The organism is Terricaulis silvestris (assembly GCF_009792355.1).
GTDB lineage: Bacteria > Pseudomonadota > Alphaproteobacteria > Caulobacterales > Aquidulcibacteraceae > Vitreimonas > Vitreimonas silvestris.
Genome location: NZ_CP047045.1, coordinates 3238557 through 3258199 on the forward strand (window position 1 = coordinate 3238557; position 19643 = coordinate 3258199).

Genomic DNA, 19643 nt, shown 5'->3' on the forward strand with positions numbered 1-19643 from the left:
CGTATGCAACGCGGCGGCGCCGGACTGTGATTAGCTGTTTCGTCTCGCCAGGAGCGTTTTAATGGCGCTGACCGTACGCTGCCCGAGCGGCTCGTTGGCGTACTCCTCCGCGTATTCCGCCGGCTCTTCCGGCATCAGCCGCTCCAGCCGGTGCAGCACGCGCTCGGTGACGGCGAGCTCTTCCAGCTCGGCCCGCAGCGCCGCCACCTTGGCGTCGTAGCCATCGACGAAGCTTACAATCTCGGCCCGGCGGGCCGCCACGGCGCTCAGATCAGACGTGCTCATGCTCTAGTCATAGCAAGCGCGGACGCGCGACCAACGCGCCGCACCGCACTGGCGAGGCATGTTTGCAGTCCGCGCGCGTGGGGCGTGCTAGCGCGGGCCGTTAAACAAGCCGACCAGATCGACCAGCACGCCGAAGCCCCAGGTGCGGTCGAACAGGACAATCAGCCCCGTCATCGCGGCCGCCCAAAGAATGCTCGCGAGCGAGCCGATCAGGAAGTACTCGGCGTTGTTCTGGTCATCGAGCTTGGCGTAGCGCGCGACAGTCTTGAGCGCGATCACGGCGGCGAGGATCTCCCAGCTGCTGGCGATCAGGCCTAAAAACACCAAGAGCCGTTCCAGAATGCCGATGGTCCGGCCCGCTCGCAGCGAAACCTTTTCGCCCGTTTCCGGCGGAGTCTTGGTCGCGCTCATTTTCAGGACGAGCTTGCAGAACTCATTGCCGCCGACGGTCAGAAAAACCAACAGCACGGCGTAGGCCAAAACCAGAAGCGAGGCGATCATTTGAGCCCGTATTGTTGATCCAATGCAGCAATCGTATCCTCAATGACGGCCGACTGACGCGCATGAAAGTCCGCCCGCGCGGCACGGAGCACTTTGTAGAGGCCGCGTTCGGAAATGCCCAGCGAAGCCGCAACTTTGGCGTTGGTGCGCTCACCGCGGCTGGCGACATAATAATTGAGCTGCGTCTCTGTCCAAGCTGCTTCGTTTTGGGTCAGGCTATCCCCCACAGCATCGAGCAGCGCCCCGATCAGATCGTCGCCGGGCAGCGAAAAGCGGTAGGCGTTATCAACATCCTTTTGGTTCAGCCGCGCGCGCGCGTCGGCAAGGCCCGGTCCCATCATGTTCCAGGCGCGCGTGGTGTTCACCGGGGTTTCGACCTTGACCGCGCCAATCACAAAACGGCAGCGCACGCCGCCCTGCAGCAACTTGAGCCGCAGCGCCAAGGCAACTTCCAGGGCTGCCGACAGCGTGCGGACCAAGCCCTGAAATTCGTCGCCCAGCGTGATCGTAAGCGGCGAGACGATCGCCGCCGCGTGCTTGCGATTTGCGCCAGCGACCGCGCTATTGAAGACTTGATGCATCCGCCTGACAGACGGCGCGGCTTCGCTGCCGACGATATCGCCCATAAGGACAACTAAAGAAGCGCTTTTTGCGGACATGACCCAATTCCGGTACAGGTTTGCCTATATGAACCTAAATTGGTTCATATTTCAATACCTGAACCTTTTTTGGTTCATGCCGCCTTTGCGGCCGCCACGACTGCGGTCTTCACCGTGGCGATGGCTTCGCGGACGAGCGCCTCGTTGTCGCCCTCGGCCATGATGCGCACCAGCGGCTCGGTGCCGGACTTGCGGACGAGTAAGCGGCCATTGCCTTTCAGCGAGGCTTCAGCCGCTTTGATGGCGTCCTTTACCGCGACGGCTTCCATCGGGTCGGGCTTGCCCTTCTCGTAGCGCACGTTCTCCAGCACTTGCGGCGCCGGATCAAACAGCTTGCAGACTTCGCTGGCCGGCTTGCCGGATTGGACGATCACCGCAAGAACTTGCAGTGCGGCGAGAAGGCCGTCGCCGGTGGTGGAGAAGTCGCTGAGGATGATATGGCCGGACTGCTCGCCGCCGACATTGTAGCCGGCCGCGCGCATCTGCTCGACGACATAGCGGTCGCCGACCTGGGTGCGTTCGAGTTTGAGCTTTAGGCCATCGAGGAAGCGTTCGAGGCCGAGATTACTCATCACGGTGGCGACGATGCCGGGCTTGGTCAGCGTGCCATTCTGCTTCCAGCTCATCGCGATTAGCGCCATGAGTTGATCGCCGTCGATGGAATTGCCCTTCTCATCGACGATGACCACACGGTCGGCGTCGCCGTCCAACGCAATGCCGAGATCGGCGCGATATTTGAGGACGGCGTCCTTCAGCGCACGAGTGTCGGTGGAGCCCACTTCTTCGTTGATGTTGAAGCCGTCGGGATCGACGCCGATCTTGATCACCTCGGCGCCGAGTTCGTAGAGCGCCACCGGCGCCACTTTGTAGGCGGCGCCATTGGCGGCATCGATGACGATGCGCAGGCCCTTCAGGGTCAGCTTCTTCGGGAACGTCGCTTTGACGATTTCAACGTAGCGCGCCTGGGCGTCGTCGATGCGGCGGGCGCGGCCGAGCTTGTCAGGTGCGCACAAGTGCTCGTCGAGCTTGGAATCCATCAGTCGCTCGATCTCGATCTCGGCGTTGTCGGAGAGCTTGTAGCCGTCCGGGCCGAACAGCTTGATGCCGTTGTCGGCGAACTTGTTGTGCGAAGCCGAGAGCATCACGCCGAGGTCAGCCCGGAGCGAACGTGTGAGCATTGCCACCGCGGGCGTCGGCAGTGGGCCGAAGAGCACGACGTCCATGCCAGCCGCGGTGAAGCCAGCCGTTAACGCCGGTTCGAGCATGTAGCCCGAGAGCCGGGTGTCCTTGCCGATTACGACCAAATGGCGCCGGTCGTCAGCGCTCATGAAGCGCTTACCGGCGGCCAAGCCAACACGCATGGCGACTTCCGGCGTCATGGGGTATTTATTCGCGGTGCCGCGGATGCCGTCTGTGCCGAAATAAGCCCTGGTCATAACTGGGCGAGCTCCAAAGTTCGTCGCATGTTGAAAGACTAATTGAGATGCAAATCAATGGCCGAACAGGCATGAACCGCCGCTCTAACGCAGGGACGCAAGCTTAACCATGTGCGGGATCATTGGAATCCTGGGATCGACGCCAGTCGCGCCCCGGCTCGTTGAGGCGTTGAAGCGCCTCGAATATCGCGGCTACGACTCCGCTGGCGTCGCCGCGCTGGAAAACGGCGCGATTGGGCGCCGCCGCGCGGCCGGCAAACTTGCAAACCTGGAAACCGAATTGGCGGCGTCTCCGCTGCCGGGAGTCTCTGGCATCGGCCACACGCGCTGGGCCACCCACGGCGCGCCGACCACTGGCAACGCCCACCCGCACGCGACCGATAAAGTGGCGATCGTCCACAACGGTATCATCGAGAACTTCCGCCCGCTGCGCGAAGAGTTGATCAAGGCGGGGCACAGCTTCGCGTCGGAGACCGACAGCGAAGTCATCGCGCACCTGATCACGGAGTATCTGAACAAGGGCCAATCGCCCGAGCAGGCCGCGATCGCGGCGGTACGGCGCCTGGAAGGCGCGTTCGGCATCGCCGTGCTATTCGCGGGCCAAGACGACATCCTGATCGGCGCGCGCAAGGGCTCGCCGCTAGCGGTCGGGATTGGCGACGGCGAAATGTATCTGGGCTCGGACGCTATCGCGGTGTCCCCCTTCACCACGCGCGTGATGTTCCTGGAAGAAGGCGACATCGCCGTGCTCTCGCGCGCCAAGGTGAAGGTGCTGGACGCCAACGGCATGGTGGCGGAACGCCAAGTGCACACCTTCGCCGGCGGTGCGGCCGCCGTGGAGAAAGGCAACTTTCGCCATTTCATGCAGAAGGAAATCTACGAACAGTCCGAAACGACCGCCCGCACCATCACGCGGTACGTCAACGCCAATGACGAGAGCGTGCAGATGCCGGACCTCGACGGCGTCGATCTCGGCGCCGATAGCGCCATCGTCATTGGCTGCGGCACGGCGCACTATGCGGGACGCGTCGCTGAGTACTGGATGGAGCAGTACGCCGGTATCGCGGTTGAGACTGACATCGCGTCGGAGTTCCGCTACCGGAAGCCGGCGTTCGCCAAGAAGAGCTTCGCGGTGTTTGTCTCGCAATCCGGCGAAACCGCCGACACGTTGGCCGCGCTGCGCTACTGCAAAGAGCAAGGGCTGAAGACGCTGGCCGTGGTCAACGTTCCGGAGTCCACAATCTGGCGCGAAGCCGACGCGCGGCTGCCGACTTTGGCGGGACCGGAGATTGGCGTTGCGTCGACCAAGGCGTTCACGGCGCAGCTTTCGGCGCTGGCGGCGTTGGCGATCGCGGTGGGCCGTGCGCGCGGGACGTTGTCGAGCCAAGAAGAAGCGCGGCTGGTGCATGCGCTGATGGAAACGCCGCGCTTGATCGCGGATGCGCTGAAGGTCGAGCCGGAGATCGAGGTGATTGCGCAGGAATTGGCGCAGGCGCGGGACGTGCTCTATTTGGGCCGCGGCGTGCACTACCCGATCGCGCTCGAAGGCGCGCTGAAGCTCAAGGAAATCTCGTACATTCACGCTGAGGGCTATGCTGCGGGTGAACTGAAGCACGGACCGATTGCGCTGATTGACGAACACACGCCTGTCGTGGTGGTGGCGCCGCATGATGCGCTGTTTGAGAAGACGCTCTCGAACATGCAGGAAGTGAACGCGCGCGGCGGCAAGCTGATCGTGATCACGGATGCGGCTGGCGCGGTGGCCTGCGCGGAGATCGCGCAGCACATCATCATGGTTCCGGCCTGCGATCCGTTCGTGGCGCCGCTGGTGTATTCGATCCCGATTCAGTTGCTGGCGTATCTGACCGCCGTGCAAAAAGGCACCGACGTCGATCAGCCGCGCAACCTGGCGAAATCGGTGACAGTCGAATGAGCAAGCTGCGCGCAGGCGTTCTTGGCGCAGGCGCCTTCGGGCGCATTCATGCGCGCAAGTATAGCGAAGACGCGCGGGTGCAGTTCGTCGGAGTGTTCGATCCGGATGATGAGCGGGCAACGGAACTTGCCAACACGCATGGCGCGGAAAGCTTTGCTTCGCTCGATGCCCTGCTCGGCGCCGTCGATACTGTCACCATCGCCTCGCCGCCCTCGTTCCACGGCCAGGCCGCGCTCGCGGTGCTTCATGCCGGCAAGCATCTGCTGATCGAAAAGCCGATCGCGACCGATATCGAGACCGGCGCCGACATCGTTCGCTTGGCGAAAACGAAGGAGCTTGTGCTCGGGTGCGGCCACCAGGAGCGTTTGGTGTTCGACGCAATGGGGTTGCTCAACACGCCGGAGACGCCGACGCGGATTGAAAGCGTGCGCGAGGGCCCGTGGACTGGGCGTAGCGCCGATGTCTCGGTGACGCTCGATCTCATGGTGCACGATTTGGATCTGGCGCTGCGGCTGATGAAGGCGAAGCCGAACAGCATTCTGGCGACGGCAAAAGCCGAGAAAGGCCACACCGCGGATCGGATCGAAGCGCGACTTGCCTTCGCGCCGCATGGGGAAGCCGTTTTCATCTCGAGCCGCGTTGCCGCAGAGCGCCGACGATTCATGCGGGCAGTGTACCCGTCGGGCGAAGTGAAAATCGACTTTCTCGCCCGCACGTTCGAGAACACCACGAACTTCAAGCTCAATGCGGCGTTTGCCGAGACACGGATCGGGGCCGATCCGCTTGGCGCCAATGTCGCGCAATTTATCGACGCTGTGCTCGGCGTCGCGGAACGACCTGTTGTGAACGGCGAGGAAGCGCTCGCCGTTTTGGAACTGGCGCTGGATGTCGACAAGGCGTCCGGCCTGCCCTCGCTCAGCTAGAGAGAAGACCATGATCCCGTTTATCGACTTGCAAGCGCAGCGCGCGCGCATTGCCGACAAGATCGACGCCGCCGTGTCCAAGGTGATCCGATCGGGCGCGTACATCTTTGGCCCCGAGGTGAAGCAGCTCGAAGGCCAACTCGCGGCATTCGCCGAGACCAAGCACTGTATCGGCAACGCCAACGGCACCGACGCGCTTGTTTTGCCACTGTGGGCGTGGGGCGTGGGCGAAGGCGACGCTGTGTTCTGTCCGTCGTTCACGTTCGCGGCGACGGCGGAGATCGTGCCGTGGACCAACGCGACGCCGGTGTTCGTGGACGTGTTGCCGGACACCTACAACATCGATCCCGCTTCGCTGGAGGCGGCGATTGCCGGCGTGAAGAAGGACGGCAAGCTGAAACCGAAGGCAGTGATCGCTGTCGATCTGTTCGGCCAGCTAGCGGATTATCCTTCGATCGCCGCCATCTGCAAACGCGAAGGGCTGAAGCTCATTGCGGATAGCGCGCAGGGCTATGGCGCGACGCTGAACCACAAGCATCCGATGACTTGGGCCGACGCGCAGACCACGTCGTTCTTTCCGGCCAAGCCGTTGGGCTGCTACGGCGACGGCGGCGCGACACTGACCAACAACGACGATGACAACGTCCTGATGCGCTCCCTCGCCTTCCACGGCGCCAGCGGCGACGACAAGTACAATTGCGCTCGCATCGGCATGAACTCGCGGCTCGATACGATTCAGGCCGCGATCCTGATCGAGAAGCTCGCGATCTTCGCCGACGAAATCCGCGCGCGGAACGAGATCGCTGATCGCTATGCGCAGATGCTGGAGGGCGTGGTGACGACGCCTAAGGTGATCGAAGGTGGTGTCTCCACCTGGGCGCAGTATGTGATCGAGGCCGACGATCGCGATGGTCTGGCCGCGAATCTCCGCGAAACCGGCATCCCGACGGCGCAATATTATCCGAAGCCGCTGCACAAGCAGACGGCGTATGAGAACTATCCAGTTGGCGCCGGTGGCTTGAACGTCAGCGAAACTATTGCGCACCGTGTGCTGGCGCTACCGATGCATCCGTATCTGGACGGGCAGACGCAGTCGAAGATCACCAACGCTATTCGTGATTTCGTGAAAGCCGGCAGCTGAGACAAAACGCGCCCCGCGTGGAAGCATCGTGCGTACGCGCATGAGCGCGGACACTACCAACCGACTGCGTCGTCATCGGCGGCTGGCCCTTGAGCCGGTGGCGTGGGCAGTCACGAGTAAGCCGGTATCTGCCGAATTTCTCTAATTTCGCGCACTTTTACCGTTTACACGGGGGCGGTAGCGTCTGTGCGCGCGCCTTTCGCCGGGAAAACTGCCAAGTTTCCGTGGGTTGGCCGATAAGGTCGCCTGAAAAATATCAGGCGCAAAACAGGCCGGAAACACGCTCCAAACACGCCATTATGAGGCCCCTAGCAGGACGCGAGTACGCCGCCATTAGGCGCCCTTCACGCGTCATCTGGGCGGCGCACGGCGGCAATCCCCTTCCCTATGACGCCAACTTGCGCGCGGCGGATATTTTGCTACCCTAAAAAGGGCTGATTAACGGGTTTGGGCAGTGGAGCAACGCAGTTTCGGCCGCGGTCAGGTGGAATGGGCGCTGTGGCGCGCCGTCCATGGCGTTAATTGGCGCAACCAGCCCGTACCAAAGGCTTTTCTGACGCGCATCAAGCGATTGCTCGAAATCGACCGCGATCCGGCGCTGATCGACGATGTCGAAGTTCCCCCAACGGCGGAATACGCATTCGCACCGCCGCCAGATGAAAGCGCCGAGTCCAGCTACACCTTGGCCGATGCGGTCTGCCTGGCCGTTGCGCTCGACCTCTTGGACGCTGGCTTCAAGCAGCGCGAGATCGTGGTGCGGATGCGCTATCTCCGCCCGGACCTTGAAAAGCGTCTGCGCAAGCTGATTTCGCTACCCCCGCCGCTCACCCTAAAGCGCCTGAAGGACGACCACAGAAGCTTCATCGTGCTGGGCCAAGTTGAGATGACGGAAATGTACCCCGTCGCCACCAGCCGGCGCATCAAGGGTCCAATCCTGCTTGAGCCGGTCTTTTGCGATGGCCTGTCCGGACTCACACAACATCTTGAGAAATTGATGCCGATGCAGCGCCGCGTCGCTGTGATCGTCGAGATCGCTGGATTGGCCCATGCCGTCTCGGGCGCGCTTGAGCGGGCTCCCGTCATCCGCCGCGGTCGTCCCAAAAACTGAAATAGAGGGCTAGGCGCCATTTTCATGCACACCTATATTCAACCCTTATTGGGGTTATATTATGCAAACGTCCTCTCTCCAAATCTTGGAAAGCGCCGTCGAGCTGCGGCCGATCGAATCGCTCAAGCCGTATGGGCGCAATGCGCGCATTCATCCAAAGCGGCAGACCAAAAAGCTCGCGGCTGCAATCACCGAATTTGGCTTTCTTATCCCAGTACTGATCGACGAGGATGGCTGCGTTCTAGCGGGTCATGCGCGCATTGCGGCGGTGAAGATGCTGGGCTGGACGGAAGTGCCAACACTTCTAGCGTCCCACCTCACACCCGCGCAAAAGCGCGCCTTTATCCTGGCCGACAATCGGCTCGCGGAAGACGCGGTTTGGGACAAAGAAGTCCTGGTGCTTGAGCTCAAGGACCTGCTCGATGAAGCATATGAGCTCGACGCCACAGGCTTTGAAATCGCCGAGATGGACTCGCTGTTCGATGAAGCGAACGAAAAGCGAGCGCCAGATCCAGACCGCGCCGACGAAACTCCGCCCCTGCCCGCACCCGGCGCGTGCGTCAGCCGGCCTGGAGATTTGTGGCTACTCGGTGATCACCGCCTTTATTGCGGCAACGCGCTTGAAGAGGTCTCCTTCAGAGCGCTGATGGCCGACGAACTGGCGGCGCTGATTTTCACAGACCCGCCTTTCAACGTGCCCGTTGCCCATGTCAGCGGCCTGGGCAAGCACCAGCATCGTGAATTTCCGATGGCGATCGGCGAAATGTCGCCGGCTGAGTTCAAAGTCTTTCTCGCGACCGCTTTCGGCCGCATGGCCGTGTATTCCAAAGATGGCGCCATTCATTTCGTCTGCATGGACTGGCGCCATATGGGCGAAATTATCGCCGCCGGTGCGGAAGTTTACACCGAACTGAAGAATCTCATCGTTTGGGCCAAATCGAATGGCGGCATGGGCACTTTTTACCGCTCACGCCACGAATTGATTTTCGCGTTCAAGCACGGCACGGCGCCGCACACCAATAATTTTGAGCTTGGTCAGACCGGGCGTTACCGCACCAACATCTGGGAATATGCCGGCGCCAACGCGTTTGGCGCGGCGCGTGACGCCGAAATCGCCATGCACCCAACGGTCAAGCCCGTTGCGCTGATCGTTGACGCCATCAAGGATTGCTCGAAGCGCGGCGAGATTGTGCTCGATGCGTTTGGCGGCTCTGGCTCAACGCTGATCGCCGCGGAAAAGACCGGCCGCCGTGCGCGGCTCATAGAACTCGACCCAGCCTATTGTGACACCATTGTCCGTCGCTGGCAGAATTTCACCGGCAAGCGCGCCCTGCATGCCGGCGAAAACCGCGCGTTTGAAGACATCGAAGAAGCGCGCGCTTCATCAACCCAGGGCAATGAAAGGAACGCAGAATGCGTTCTCGAAAAGTAAAACGTGACAAGGGCGGCCGCTGGCAGAAAGGCACGCCTTCCCCCAACTCCAAGGGCAGGCCAAAGCGGAAGAAGCCGGCAAGGCCTTTCGATCTAACCGACCCTCGTGATTTCTTGAATCAGCAAGTGGTTATGAAAGATGGCACCACGAAATTCCGCGGGGAGCTGCTCCAGCTGAAGATCTTTGAAGACGCGATGAAAGGCAAAGTGACCAATCAGCGTTATCTGCAAAAACGTTTCGATGAAGCTATGACGGCCAGCGCCTGGCTGAGCTTTGAGTATGGCCAACTTGTGCTGAAGTGGATCATCAATAACGAGAACCTTGCGGATCCGAACTATAAGGTGCCGCCAGATCTTGTTTCACTAATGAGCCGATGGCACGTGCTTCTGCACCGGGAAAACCCAGAGCAATTTCCCGATCATATGACGCCAGAACATATGATCGACGTTTTTCGAGAGCGGCATTGGCGCAAGAAAAAACAGGCCGCGCGCCGATGAGAGAGTGCTTCAGCTAGATGTTCAATATCGTCCATGAGCGCAGCCCACTTGCTAGCCGGCCTCTCGCGAAAGCGAGGGGCCGGCGCTTTTCCGTGCCAATGGACTAATCCAGCGCGGGCTTATCGCTTCGGGCGAGCTCGATTGCCCGCTGTTGATCTATTTCTAGCATCTCCGCGCAACACACCGCTGGACCGGGATGTGACGATGAGAGGGTTTACGTTAATCGCCGCGTGGGCAGCGCTTGTCGGACTTGCCGCATGGAGCGTTACTCTGTGGGACGTTCCAAGCGCACCCACCGCTCAGATTGAGGCCACCGACGTAACAAAGCCGCTGCACGTGAGTTCGCCCACCGTGACTAGCCGTCGAACCACCCGCGACCGCGATTGCCGCGACTTCTCGACCCATTCTCAGGCGCAAGCATTCTTTGAGAGCGAAGGCTTAGGAGATCCGCACTTGCTGGACGGTGACGGCGACGGAATTGCCTGTGAACGGTTGCCGTAAGCTGGTCTCTAAAACCCACGTGCAAGACGGATCACCCGATCAGGCTTGCAACAAAGCGCGCTTTTGCGCCTCAAACTCATCTCGAGACAAAAATCCCCGATCGACCAGGCCAGCGAGCCGTTCAAGCTCGCTCGCCACGCCGCCTGTGGGCGCGGGCGCTGCCGACGCAACAAGTCGTCTCTCCATCTCGGCTCGGAGGGTTTCGAATGTATTCTGCTGGCTGCGTTCAAACAGAACAGCGTTTTCGTCCTTGGTCGCTTCGAGAATTCCACCTGGCCGGTCGAAACCGCCAAGAAGACTGAACTGAATGTAGCCCGCCATGAAACCCGACGCCGGCCTAAACTGGACCGACGTAACATTTGAGACGGGGATGACCTTTTCCCCCTGGAGGCCCTTTGTCATAGCGCTCGCCCAACCCTTGTGGCGAATTCTAAGCTGATCCCCATCCAGGGTGACCGAGCCGTTGGATCCCTCTGCGTGCATGTTCGTTCCTCGGGCCAATGTTGAACGTCTTGTCGTGCAAGGCGCAAACACGTGCACGCAGATCGCGAGCAGCCATCCAGATTTCGTCCGAGAATCCGCGGGCGATTAGCGCTTGGAGTGCGAAGCGATCGATAAGATGTCCATCGCCTAGTCTTTCAGGCTTCTGGCTTCGAGCCTTTCGCATTCCGCCCCGCCGCGTCAGAGAGCCGAGGGAGTAGCAGCGCCAAAGCGCTCAACACGAAATACACGCCAGCACCCCAGGCGGTCCAATTCTGTCTGAAAGCGAGCGCCAAACCTAAGAGCGCCAACGAAGTCCAAAGGTAGCACCACGTCATGCGTTCTTGTGACTGCTCAACAGCGGCGGCTTCGGCCTGTTGCTCCTCGGGGGTCAAGGCCGCGATACGGTCAGCTTCTTGCTTTGTGGCGAGCCATTGATTGTGGCGTTTGACAAGCTCAACGCACTCATGTGCGGAGACCGTTTTAAGATCCTGGCGACCGTCGCTGTACGTGACTCGCACAGTCCGTTTCTCGTTGCGTCCGAGTATTGAACCCGCGACCATTCCCGGCCCACCAAACAGCACAGCGCCGGCGACTGCGGTCGGGACGCCCGATGTTTTCTCAGTGGCGACAACTTCGATGGCTTCAATGCCATCTGGCCATCGACGAATGAGGTCTTGAGGATCGCGAGTCATTTGTCCCGCGTCCTAAAAGGCAAGATCGATTTCGTGCACAGATCGAGAGCCATCGGAGTATTCCTCTGTCACGCGGAGGGCGTCTCTGCGCCTTGCTATCGCTACGCTGATGCGCGAGTCATCCGGTCCGTTTCGCCACCGCCCCAGTCCCGATCCAGGTCCGAACGCATCGATCGTTCGCCATACGACAGAGCCGTTCTCCATTTTACAGCGCGTGCGCCAAAGCATGCCGTCGCTAGGGCGGTTGTAACGAACATCGGCTTCGTTATCGCGAACCCGTTCGACATGCATGATTTCGATTGGATGGCCCATCAGCGCAGCCACAACCGCTTGGCAGACAAAGCCAACTTGTGCGCCGCTCGATACGCCAGTTAGCGTAGTCCACTCGTCGTCCTGAACTTGAGTGGCAGAGGTTTCCGGGTTGAATACGCTCCGTTCCATCGGAGTCGCTTCGACTTCAATTGCCGAAGTGGCAGTTGGCGAGGCGAGATAAGCGATGGCTCCAAGAACGCCGAATAGTAATACGCCAAAGCCAACTATGATCAGCTTGGCTGTTGGATCGACCGGCGAAGGGCTGCTAACGCCGGTGCTGAGATGACCGGTTGCAAGCATTGGCTGAGCCGCCGGCGCGGACCCGCAAGCCGTGCACTTGCCCTTCTCCATCGCCTTGCGCACGGGCTCGATTAGCCATCCACCGAGGACGTAGTAGGCAATGAGCGCGAGCACCCAAAGACCTCCGGTAATTAGAAGCAGGACGATGTGGGTCGCCGCAGACATGTACTGCTGCACATGCAAGGTCTGCCTTGCGCAGTTATTGCAGTGCCGCATGACTTGACGCGTCGCCACTTCCGCCTCCGTGAGAAACTACACAGAGTTGCAGAACGCGCTGCGGCGCGCGAATGCCTTCGCTTATTCGATACGCCTATGCGCCAAGTCTCAATCAGTTCAGGCGAACCATTAACCAAACAAACTCGATATCAGGCGCGCGAGAAAAGAGAGGACTGCTCCCGAAGCTGGATGCGCAATTTCTCAAATTGGCCCGAAACAGATGCCCGGTCGCGATCAGTCCGGGCGCTCACCAAAATCCTGCATACGCACCAGCGAGCGCACTGCGCGGTTGAAATGCCACCGGCGAACTGAGCTGATCGATGGGCTCTGTCCGTGTTCGGCCTCAGACCGGACACTTCCGCTGATCGTGCTCAACGGCCGCAAGGGCCAGCCTCGCCCCGATCGACAAATTTCGTCAATGGCGCAGTCGATCTAATACGGTCAGTGGCTTGAACTCTGCGCGACCGGCGCGCTCTCGCCGGAAGCGGACGTTGAACCCGACACCGGCGGGGTGCCCTCGCATCACTCAAGAGCTAAGCACGCTTCGTCGTGCGCGTCCTCTTGATGGGACCAAGCTCAATCCAAGTCGGCGCGTGATCGCTCGCCTTCTCCCAACCCCGCACATGCTTGTCGACGCCGGCCGCTTTGAGCCGCGGCGCGATCAACGGATTGAGCAGGAAGTGATCGATGCGCAGGCCGGCGTTACGCACGTAGGCATTCCGGAAGTAGTCCCAAAATGTGTAGATGCGCTCGCTTGGGTGAAGGTGGCGGATCGCATCGACCCAACCCTGCTTGACGAGGTTTGCATAAGCCTCCCGCACTTCGATCCGGAACAGTGCATCGTCGGTCCAGCGCTCGGGCTTGTAGACGTCGAGCTTGGTCGGCATGACGTTGTAGTCACCGGCGAGAATGACGGGAACGTCCGCGGCCTGCAGCACGTTCGCGAGTTTGGTCAGACGTTCAAACCATTTGAGTTTGTAGTCGAACTTGGGGCCGGGATAAGGATTGCCATTGGGTAGATAGAGGCAGCCGACCACGATCTCTTTCACGGCCGCTTCGATGTAGCGCGCATGCAGATCGTTCTTATCTCCGAGCAAACCACGCCGCGTTTCTTCCGGTGCGTCACCCATCGCCAAGATAGCGACGCCATTCCAACTCTTCTGCCCGTGCCATATCGCGCCGTAGCCGGCTTTCTCGATCTCTTTGATCGGAAACTTCTCGTCCGGCGCTTTCAGCTCTTGCAGACAGACGATGTCGGGCCGGCGCTCTTCCAACCAGCGCAGCAACACTGGCAAGCGGCCGTTGACGCCATTGACGTTGAAGGTGGCGACAAGCATCGGCGCAGCGTGGCTAGCCTAGGTCACGGCGTCAATTTCACGAGTGGCCAGCGCGCTCCGATCCGGTCAGACGCGCCCTGCCCGCGCGAACGGCTCACCATCGCCGATTGCTGACGGTCGCCAAAGTGATCAGGCCGCGCGCGCCCCTGTGCTGATTCAGAGTGCTTCAGCCGTATAACCGCGCGTGCACCAGGCCCCGCTCAACGCAAATAGGTCAGCGGGTCGACAAGCTGGAACTCATGCGCCTGTCTAAAATACTGGTCGAGCAGCGCCTTGTGGCCGTGGCCGTAGATTACGAGGATACGGTCGCCCGGCTCAGCGATGCGCGCGATACCGGCGAAGATGTGAATGTTGCGACCCCACCACGCCGCCATGTCGTGCGCGCCGATCGGGTCGGCCTGCGCGCCCATCTGCGCCATTGTCATGTAGAAGTCGTTCCATCCGACAACTTCCGGCGAGTTCACGTCGATCAGCCGATCGCGCACGGAAAGATCGCGCGTCGCGGCTTGGTGCGCTTCGATACTCGCCATGCCGGCGCGAAATTGTTCGACCAAATGGGTTTGACCGGCGGCCTCCGCGGCGGCGAGCATCTGGTCGAAATGCATGTCGCTGTCGGCGTCCGCCGCGTAGAGCCGCTCCAGGCCCAGCCGGTTCGCGAGCACCATGCCCAATTGATCGCGTTCGTTGACGCCGAGCGTCTCGGCGCCCGTGCGATAGCGGGTGTAGCGTGAGTTGAACTCCGCTTCCCGATTAGGATCGAGTTCAACGACGATCTTGGTCGGCTGGAAGCGCTCGAGTCGGTCCAGCACCTCTGCGATCTCGGTCTGGCGGCGTGGCGAAAGGTGATCATCGAGCTGGTTGGCGACGTAATCGCTGCCGCCAGCGCGGAAATGATAGACGCCCAACACCATGACTTGCGCGCGGGCTTCCGTGAACGGCGCAGACGTTTGGGCCGAGGCGCATCCCGCGAGCGCAAGGCACAAGGCGGCGAACACAGTCCTGGCTTGCATGGTCATCCCTCCATTCGTGAGATGCGCCGTGCATTGAGGCCGGATGCAGCCTGCGTGGTGAAATCTCCAACGAAGATCCACCTTCGACTATGGTTGAGCGGCGTGCTCGATCCAATGCGGTCGTTGACACCCTGCCCGCGGCGACGGCGCGACCTCGCCGACAACTGACGGTCGCAGCTCCCGGGTTGAAGCAGGTGCGAAATCAGGTTCTTTCTTCGGGATGAAACTCCGCCAAACACTACTTCTACTGGCGATCGCCCTGGCCTCCTGCGAGACGCCCCCGCCGCCGCCATCAGCGCTGCCGCCATCGCTTGAAGGATATTGGCGTGGCCAATTCCAGAGAGGGGATGCAACACTCCCCGTCGAGTTGGATTTCACGCGCACGGACGGGGCGTTGGCGGGACGCTTTTCCTCGCCCGACCTGCGCGCCCTCGGCATCCCGCTCCAGGACGTACGTCAAGATGGCGCTGCCGCGCACTTCGTGCTCGCGGGCGATCGCACCGCGGCGGTGTTCGACGGCGCAGTGTCCGCGGGCGCGCTTTCCGGCGCCTACACGGAAGCGGGCGTCGATGGACGCTTCATCTTTGCGCGCGTCACCGCGCCGCCTGCGTGCACCGAGATTCCGGCGCAGTTCAGCAACGGCGCTGTCGCACTTTCGGGATCGCTGGTTTTGCCAGCCCACACGCCTGCGCCAGCGGCGGTGCTGTTCCTGCACGGCTCGGGCGCTGAAGCGCGAGACGCCTCGCGTTTCGAGGCCAACCTGCTTTGCCGCGCCGGCTATGCGGCGCTGATCTACGATAAGCGCGGCGTTGGGCGCTCGACCGGAGATTGGCGCGAGGCGACCTTTCAGGATCTGGCCGCCGACGCAGGCGCGGGGCTCGAATGGCTCACGGCGCGGCCCGAACTCGACTCAGCGCACATTGGTATCTACGGCCACAGCCAAGGCGCCACTATCGCGCCGCTTGTCGCGACGCGCTCCGGTCATGTCGCTTTCATCATCGCCGGCGCCGGCGCGATCGGCAGCACGGCCGATGTCGAGCGCTACAGCTTGCGCAACACGGTGAACGGCGACGTGCATAGCGAGGCGCAGCGGCGTGAAGCTTACGCGTTCGTGGACCGCGTCGTCACGGCAGGCTCGAGTGGGCGTGGACTCCGGGCGCTGCTCGCGGATGCGCCGCACTATGCCGACCGCGCCTGGTATTTCCCGCTGCCGGCGGCGGAGTCGTATTACTGGGCGTTCCAGCGCCGCATCGCCGACTATGATTCCGCGCGGTACTGGGCGGAGGTGCGAATTCCCGTGCTGCTGATCTATGGCGAGGACGATGCGCGCGTGCCGCCTTCGAGCGCCGCCTCGATTCGCTCCGTGCTGCCTCGCGCAACGCCGGCGGAAACGCTGATCATCTCAGACGCGGATCATTCTTACATGCGCCACCGGGACGGCGAGCCCTGGCCTCACCTCGCGCCGGAATTCCAGCAGACCCTGCTCGCGTTCGTGCGCGCTCACGCCGCATCCTAGTTCCTCGGCCAACCACCGACGTAACGGCGCTTTTCACTCAATCACGACAGTCGGCGCCTACTCAGCGGGTCGGCACGATCTCGCCGATTGCGGACGTTGATGGCGTCCGCAATATCCGGCCAGCTACATTCGAGCTTAATCCGAGCATCGTCCAACCCGCATCGACTTTGCGCGAGCCGTCGTCGCTGAATGTCGGGGCGATAGCGCCGTCGCGGTGTGCGTGGAGGCATTTGTCGCGCCGCGGGCAACCGAGACTGTGATGACCGGGCGGGGCCGGTCAACGCGGCGCAGCTGCAGTCGCTCTCGAACTCCGCTACGGCGGACCAGCAAACGGCGGCGGCGAGACTCAGGCACCCGTGCCCTAAGGTCGCCTGGGCGTCAGGCGCGTGAACGTGAAGGTCATGCCCTCGCCAGGCGCTGTAGCAAGCGTGGTGTCGTCGCATGAATATTGTGCGCCCCCGCCGGTCCCCGCTTGGCTGCCGATCGAGGTCACGAATACGCCGCCACGCCCAACCGACGTCGACATTGCGTCGCCGCCTTCGTCAACGCACGCCAGCAACCGGCCACGCTCGGCAGACCAACGCCCGTTCGATGCTTGAATCTCGCCGTTGGTATCAACCGGCCCAAGCTCGTCGCCCGGATCGACTTGATAGTCCATGGCTACATTCCGCGTGGAGTACGTGCCATCGCCGCGCATCGTGACGACCATACGGCCCATGGCGTCGCGGCTGATCGGGGCGCCGTAGCGGCGCAAGAACTCCATCGGCCCACCGCCGGTCATTTCCCAAGTGCCGATGAGGCACCGGTCGATGACAGCGCGTGTCAAACACGCCGCGCAGCTCTCGCGCCGCTCGACGTTCAAATCGAAGTCGACATCGACACTGCCTGGATCGGTCAAGATCGCTGCCACGCGATAGCGGCGGCCGCTGGTGGCGGACTCCCGCGTGTTGATTTCGCCAGGCCATGGCGACACCCAATCGGTACGGCCGTCCTCGTGGATAGCGAAATTGGCCTCGGTCGCCGTGTTGCCCCAAACGCCGCACGCATAGTTGGCCCATCCAAGCGCGATCACGAATGGCCGGAACTCGCGGCGGAAGCGCACGTCGTCTTCGATTTCCCAGCTTTCGCCATCCAACTGCTGACCGAAGCGTAGGCGTGCTCCGCTTGGATAAACGATGCGGCGATCATCATAGGCTTCTACGAACTCGAGCCACTCTCGATCCGAGAGGACATCGTGCATCGCAAGCTTCTGTGCGTAGCCCGTTCCCTCCTCGGACATGAGATGCAGAAATGGAATAAGCGCATCAATTCCGTTTTGCTCGTTGTACCAATAGAAAAACACCGCCATGCGGTACGACATCTCGTAGAGCGGCAGTTCTTCGGCGACGGCGGCGTCGAACCCGGGCGCTCGGTTCCAGCGTTCCTGCGCACCGGCGGCGAGGGCTGCGAACAATTCTGCCGAGCCTTCAATCCACCACAGACCCGACCCTGACTTGGTTGCGTTCTGCTCGTCGGAGAGGGTCGCCTCCTGAACGCAATGGAACAATTCGTGCGCGACTGCATACGCGATCTCAGACGCTGTGAAGTCCGGCTGGATGAACAATGTGACGTGACATTCGACGTATCCGTCTCGGCTCGCTCCAGGCAGCGTCCAGGCGTCGGAATAGCCAAACTCCGGCTGCACGTCGGTTGGTCCAGAGGGTATGCTTGAAATCAGGATCGTGGTGTCGTCGAGATCAAAGTTGCCCAGCGCGGGAAGGTGACGTGCGGCGCGGCGGACCCCTGATGCAATGGCGTCTATGCCGCCGGTGGGAAGGCCTGCCGCGACATTGGCGTCGCCGATTCCGCGGATCGAAATCTCACCGGAGGGTGTGCTCACGGGAATTCGAAAGTACTCACGGCACTGTATGGCCCCGGCGCTCCAATCCGGGTGGGCGCCGCGAGCCGGCACGTCGAAACTGCGGATATATGCGTCGGTGCAATCGCCGTCCTGCGCGCGAGATTGATGCACGCCTCCGAGGGATAACGAGAGCAGAAGTCCCAGCAGCACCAATGCACGTCGCATGAGCCGATCCCTCCCAATAGTCCACGCCGCCAAGAGCTACCACACAGCGTCAACCTTCGCCAACGCGGCGGCGCGCGTGAACGGGCGCTCAATGGTTGCTCAGGCAGGGCGCGTCATAAGTGATGGAAATGCACGAGCCGCCTTCGTTCATTGAAGCTGCGCGCGGTGGCGGTGAGGGTCGCGTGCGCCACATCGCGACTAGCCGCGATTTTCACCGAATGGCCGACCCGCTCAAGACACGACGTTGATTACATTCGCTGCAATGCGGCACGACATCGCCGAAGGGCGTCATTCGCGACGCCAATCTCGTCTACGTCGTTGAGATCCCTTTCGGACCTCGGGCCACAACCAAGCCCAAGCCATCAATGACGCGATAACACTTAGCGCCGTGCACAGCCCGCGCGTTCTCGAAACCCGTCATCGCTACCGCCGCGGCTTCCGTTCGGTCCCGCGCTGCAACCTTGTCTGAAGACAAGGCCTTGCTGGCTACGTCCTCAGAATAAACGATCTCAAACCAGGACATCCGATTTCTCTCGCACGATTCCAACGTCCGGGTCGCCCCAATCGGGCAGTGGTTCCCACCGAGAATGGGCGGCGCGATTTCGCCGAACTCGGTCATCCGTAAGGTAGCTGTCGCAGCGAGGCGATTACTCCTCCCAAGAAAAACACAGGCCAGATAAGCAGAGCCAAGTTGGGCAAGAACCAGAAGGGATCGAACTCGCCAAGCAGCGTCCAATATCCAACAGCCATCCCGCCGGCGACCATTGTCAGCACCAATGAAATAAGCGTCAGCGGTTTCCAAAGTGGATTTGCGTGTCGGGCGCAGCGAATAGCGGTGAGCCCAGTCAGTGAGAACGCCAAGTCCAAAGGAAGAAACGACCAGTTCCACGCCACAACGCGCGGATCGTCGGCATCCGCGTAAAGCCAATCCGCCGGTATCGGCAACACCCCTGCGAGATGAAGGGCAGACACCAACCAGTACGCCAAGAAGACAATATCGGTGATTGAAAGAGCTAGTCGGAGTCTTTTGCCCATGCTGGCAGGCTGTACCTCAACGGTTGCCCTGCTCCAATCGCGCCGTTGATCACCCGCAGCAGCTACGGCACGCCATCGCCGGAAGCTGACATTGCCTCACTTATGGTATCCGAACGCCAGCCATGCGTTCACGCGACGGAGACGGTTCGATTTTTGGTTGCGCAGCGCGGACATTCACGAGGGCTATCCCTGTCTCGCAAATAGTCCTCGACAACACAGATCGGCGCTTCGTTACTGTTTCACACGTGCACTCACGCGCTC

Annotated in this window: 19 protein-coding genes; 8 read left to right on the plus strand and 11 right to left on the minus strand. The window is 61.4% G+C overall.

Annotation, left to right across the window (positions count from 1 at the left end; all coding sequences use genetic code 11):
- Positions 1-30: 30 nt before the first annotated feature.
- The 4 genes from DSM104635_RS16625 to glmM form a co-directional block, all read right to left on the minus strand.
- Positions 31-285, minus strand: a complete 255-nt coding sequence (locus DSM104635_RS16625; protein WP_158767289.1) for a hypothetical protein — start codon at positions 283-285, stop codon at positions 31-33.
- A gap of 87 nt (positions 286-372) precedes the next feature.
- Positions 373-765 (minus strand): hypothetical protein, encoded by a 393-nt coding sequence (locus tag DSM104635_RS16630; protein ID WP_228445730.1) that lies wholly within the window; start codon positions 763-765, stop codon positions 373-375.
- A gap of 17 nt (positions 766-782) precedes the next feature.
- Positions 783-1445 carry a SatD family protein gene (locus DSM104635_RS16635; RefSeq protein WP_158767291.1) on the minus strand — a complete coding sequence of 221 codons (663 nt, stop codon included), beginning with the start codon at positions 1443-1445 and terminating at the stop codon, positions 783-785.
- Positions 1446-1519: 74 nt separating this feature from the next.
- Positions 1520-2881: a phosphoglucosamine mutase gene (gene glmM / locus DSM104635_RS16640; RefSeq protein WP_158767292.1), complete on the minus strand. Its 1362-nt coding sequence runs from the start codon at positions 2879-2881 to the stop codon at positions 1520-1522.
- A 109-nt stretch (positions 2882-2990) separates the two neighbouring features.
- Between glmM and glmS the strand changes: the two genes are divergently transcribed.
- The 7 genes from glmS to DSM104635_RS20200 all read left to right on the plus strand — a co-directional run bounded on the left by glmS (position 2991) and on the right by DSM104635_RS20200 (position 10416).
- Complete coding sequence (glmS, locus tag DSM104635_RS16645) at positions 2991-4814, plus strand: glutamine--fructose-6-phosphate transaminase (isomerizing) (RefSeq protein ID WP_158767293.1); 1824 nt, start codon at positions 2991-2993, stop codon at positions 4812-4814.
- The gene (locus DSM104635_RS16650) at positions 4811-5737 is read left to right on the plus strand and encodes a Gfo/Idh/MocA family protein (protein WP_158767294.1); all 927 of its coding nucleotides are present in this window, start codon (positions 4811-4813) and stop codon (positions 5735-5737) included. The genes glmS and DSM104635_RS16650 overlap by 4 nt, the downstream gene beginning before the upstream one ends.
- 10 nt (positions 5738-5747) lie before the next feature.
- Entirely contained in the window at positions 5748-6878 is a 1131-nt protein-coding gene (locus DSM104635_RS16655; RefSeq protein WP_158767295.1) for a DegT/DnrJ/EryC1/StrS family aminotransferase, read from the plus strand.
- A 454-nt stretch (positions 6879-7332) separates the two neighbouring features.
- A complete protein-coding gene (locus DSM104635_RS16660; protein WP_158767296.1) occupies positions 7333-7986 on the plus strand; it encodes a hypothetical protein in 654 nt (217 codons plus the stop codon).
- Between the two features lie 61 nt (positions 7987-8047).
- Positions 8048-9418 (plus strand): site-specific DNA-methyltransferase, encoded by a 1371-nt coding sequence (locus tag DSM104635_RS16665; RefSeq protein WP_158767297.1) that lies wholly within the window; start codon positions 8048-8050, stop codon positions 9416-9418.
- Positions 9400-9915: a DUF5681 domain-containing protein gene (locus DSM104635_RS16670; RefSeq protein WP_158767298.1), complete on the plus strand. Its 516-nt coding sequence runs from the start codon at positions 9400-9402 to the stop codon at positions 9913-9915. Before DSM104635_RS16665 ends, DSM104635_RS16670 begins: the two co-directional genes overlap by 19 nt.
- 204 nt (positions 9916-10119) lie before the next feature.
- Positions 10120-10416, plus strand: coding sequence for an excalibur calcium-binding domain-containing protein (locus tag DSM104635_RS20200; protein WP_407703496.1), 297 nt, complete (start codon positions 10120-10122; stop codon positions 10414-10416).
- A gap of 39 nt (positions 10417-10455) precedes the next feature.
- Here the strand turns inward: DSM104635_RS20200 and DSM104635_RS16680 are convergent, their stop codons facing one another.
- From DSM104635_RS16680 to DSM104635_RS16700, 5 genes are all read right to left on the minus strand, one after another.
- Positions 10456-10899 (minus strand): DUF4429 domain-containing protein, encoded by a 444-nt coding sequence (locus tag DSM104635_RS16680; protein WP_158768131.1) that lies wholly within the window; start codon positions 10897-10899, stop codon positions 10456-10458.
- Positions 10900-11054: 155 nt separating this feature from the next.
- Entirely contained in the window at positions 11055-11591 is a 537-nt protein-coding gene (locus DSM104635_RS16685; RefSeq protein WP_158767300.1) for a hypothetical protein, read from the minus strand.
- A 12-nt stretch (positions 11592-11603) separates the two neighbouring features.
- On the minus strand, positions 11604-12437 hold the full coding sequence (locus DSM104635_RS16690) for a hypothetical protein (RefSeq protein WP_158767301.1): 834 nt from the start codon (positions 12435-12437) through the stop codon (positions 11604-11606).
- A 515-nt stretch (positions 12438-12952) separates the two neighbouring features.
- Complete coding sequence (xth, locus tag DSM104635_RS16695) at positions 12953-13756, minus strand: exodeoxyribonuclease III (protein ID WP_158767302.1); 804 nt, start codon at positions 13754-13756, stop codon at positions 12953-12955.
- 200 nt (positions 13757-13956) lie between these two features.
- Positions 13957-14772, minus strand: coding sequence for a DUF5694 domain-containing protein (locus DSM104635_RS16700; RefSeq protein ID WP_158767303.1), 816 nt, complete (start codon positions 14770-14772; stop codon positions 13957-13959).
- 214 nt (positions 14773-14986) lie between these two features.
- On the opposite strand from DSM104635_RS16700, the gene DSM104635_RS16705 reads away from it, so the two are divergent.
- Positions 14987-16282 (plus strand): alpha/beta hydrolase family protein, encoded by a 1296-nt coding sequence (locus DSM104635_RS16705; RefSeq protein ID WP_158767304.1) that lies wholly within the window; start codon positions 14987-14989, stop codon positions 16280-16282.
- A 361-nt stretch (positions 16283-16643) separates the two neighbouring features.
- Here DSM104635_RS16705 and DSM104635_RS16710 read toward each other — a convergent pair whose 3' ends face one another.
- Positions 16644-18161, minus strand: a complete 1518-nt coding sequence (locus DSM104635_RS16710) for a DUF2268 domain-containing putative Zn-dependent protease (RefSeq protein ID WP_158767305.1) — start codon at positions 18159-18161, stop codon at positions 16644-16646.
- Between the two features lie 801 nt (positions 18162-18962).
- Positions 18963-19382 carry a DUF5360 family protein gene (locus DSM104635_RS16715; protein ID WP_158767306.1) on the minus strand — a complete coding sequence of 140 codons (420 nt, stop codon included), beginning with the start codon at positions 19380-19382 and terminating at the stop codon, positions 18963-18965.
- Positions 19383-19643 lie beyond the last annotated feature (261 nt).

Bases quoted from the DNA above. Each gene is read 5' to 3' on its own strand.
- DSM104635_RS16625 (WP_158767289.1), bottom strand. From the start codon at position 285: ATGAGCACGTCTGATCTGAGCGCCGTGGCGGCCCGCCGGGCCGAGATT.
- DSM104635_RS16635 (WP_158767291.1), bottom strand. From the start codon at position 1,445: ATGTCCGCAAAAAGCGCTTCTTTAGTTGTCCTTATGGGCGATATCGTC.
- glmM (WP_158767292.1), bottom strand. From the start codon at position 2,881: ATGACCAGGGCTTATTTCGGCACAGACGGCATCCGCGGCACCGCGAAT.
- glmS (WP_158767293.1), top strand. From the start codon at position 2,991: ATGTGCGGGATCATTGGAATCCTGGGATCGACGCCAGTCGCGCCCCGG.
- DSM104635_RS16650 (WP_158767294.1), top strand. From the start codon at position 4,811: ATGAGCAAGCTGCGCGCAGGCGTTCTTGGCGCAGGCGCCTTCGGGCGC.
- DSM104635_RS16655 (WP_158767295.1), top strand. From the start codon at position 5,748: ATGATCCCGTTTATCGACTTGCAAGCGCAGCGCGCGCGCATTGCCGAC.
- DSM104635_RS16665 (WP_158767297.1), top strand. From the start codon at position 8,048: ATGCAAACGTCCTCTCTCCAAATCTTGGAAAGCGCCGTCGAGCTGCGG.
- DSM104635_RS16670 (WP_158767298.1), top strand. From the start codon at position 9,400: ATGCGTTCTCGAAAAGTAAAACGTGACAAGGGCGGCCGCTGGCAGAAA.
- DSM104635_RS20200 (WP_407703496.1), top strand. From the start codon at position 10,120: ATGAGAGGGTTTACGTTAATCGCCGCGTGGGCAGCGCTTGTCGGACTT.
- DSM104635_RS16680 (WP_158768131.1), bottom strand. From the start codon at position 10,899: ATGCACGCAGAGGGATCCAACGGCTCGGTCACCCTGGATGGGGATCAG.
- DSM104635_RS16685 (WP_158767300.1), bottom strand. From the start codon at position 11,591: ATGACTCGCGATCCTCAAGACCTCATTCGTCGATGGCCAGATGGCATT.
- xth (WP_158767302.1), bottom strand. From the start codon at position 13,756: ATGCTTGTCGCCACCTTCAACGTCAATGGCGTCAACGGCCGCTTGCCA.
- DSM104635_RS16700 (WP_158767303.1), bottom strand. From the start codon at position 14,772: ATGACCATGCAAGCCAGGACTGTGTTCGCCGCCTTGTGCCTTGCGCTC.
- DSM104635_RS16705 (WP_158767304.1), top strand. From the start codon at position 14,987: ATGAAACTCCGCCAAACACTACTTCTACTGGCGATCGCCCTGGCCTCC.
- DSM104635_RS16715 (WP_158767306.1), bottom strand. From the start codon at position 19,382: ATGGGCAAAAGACTCCGACTAGCTCTTTCAATCACCGATATTGTCTTC.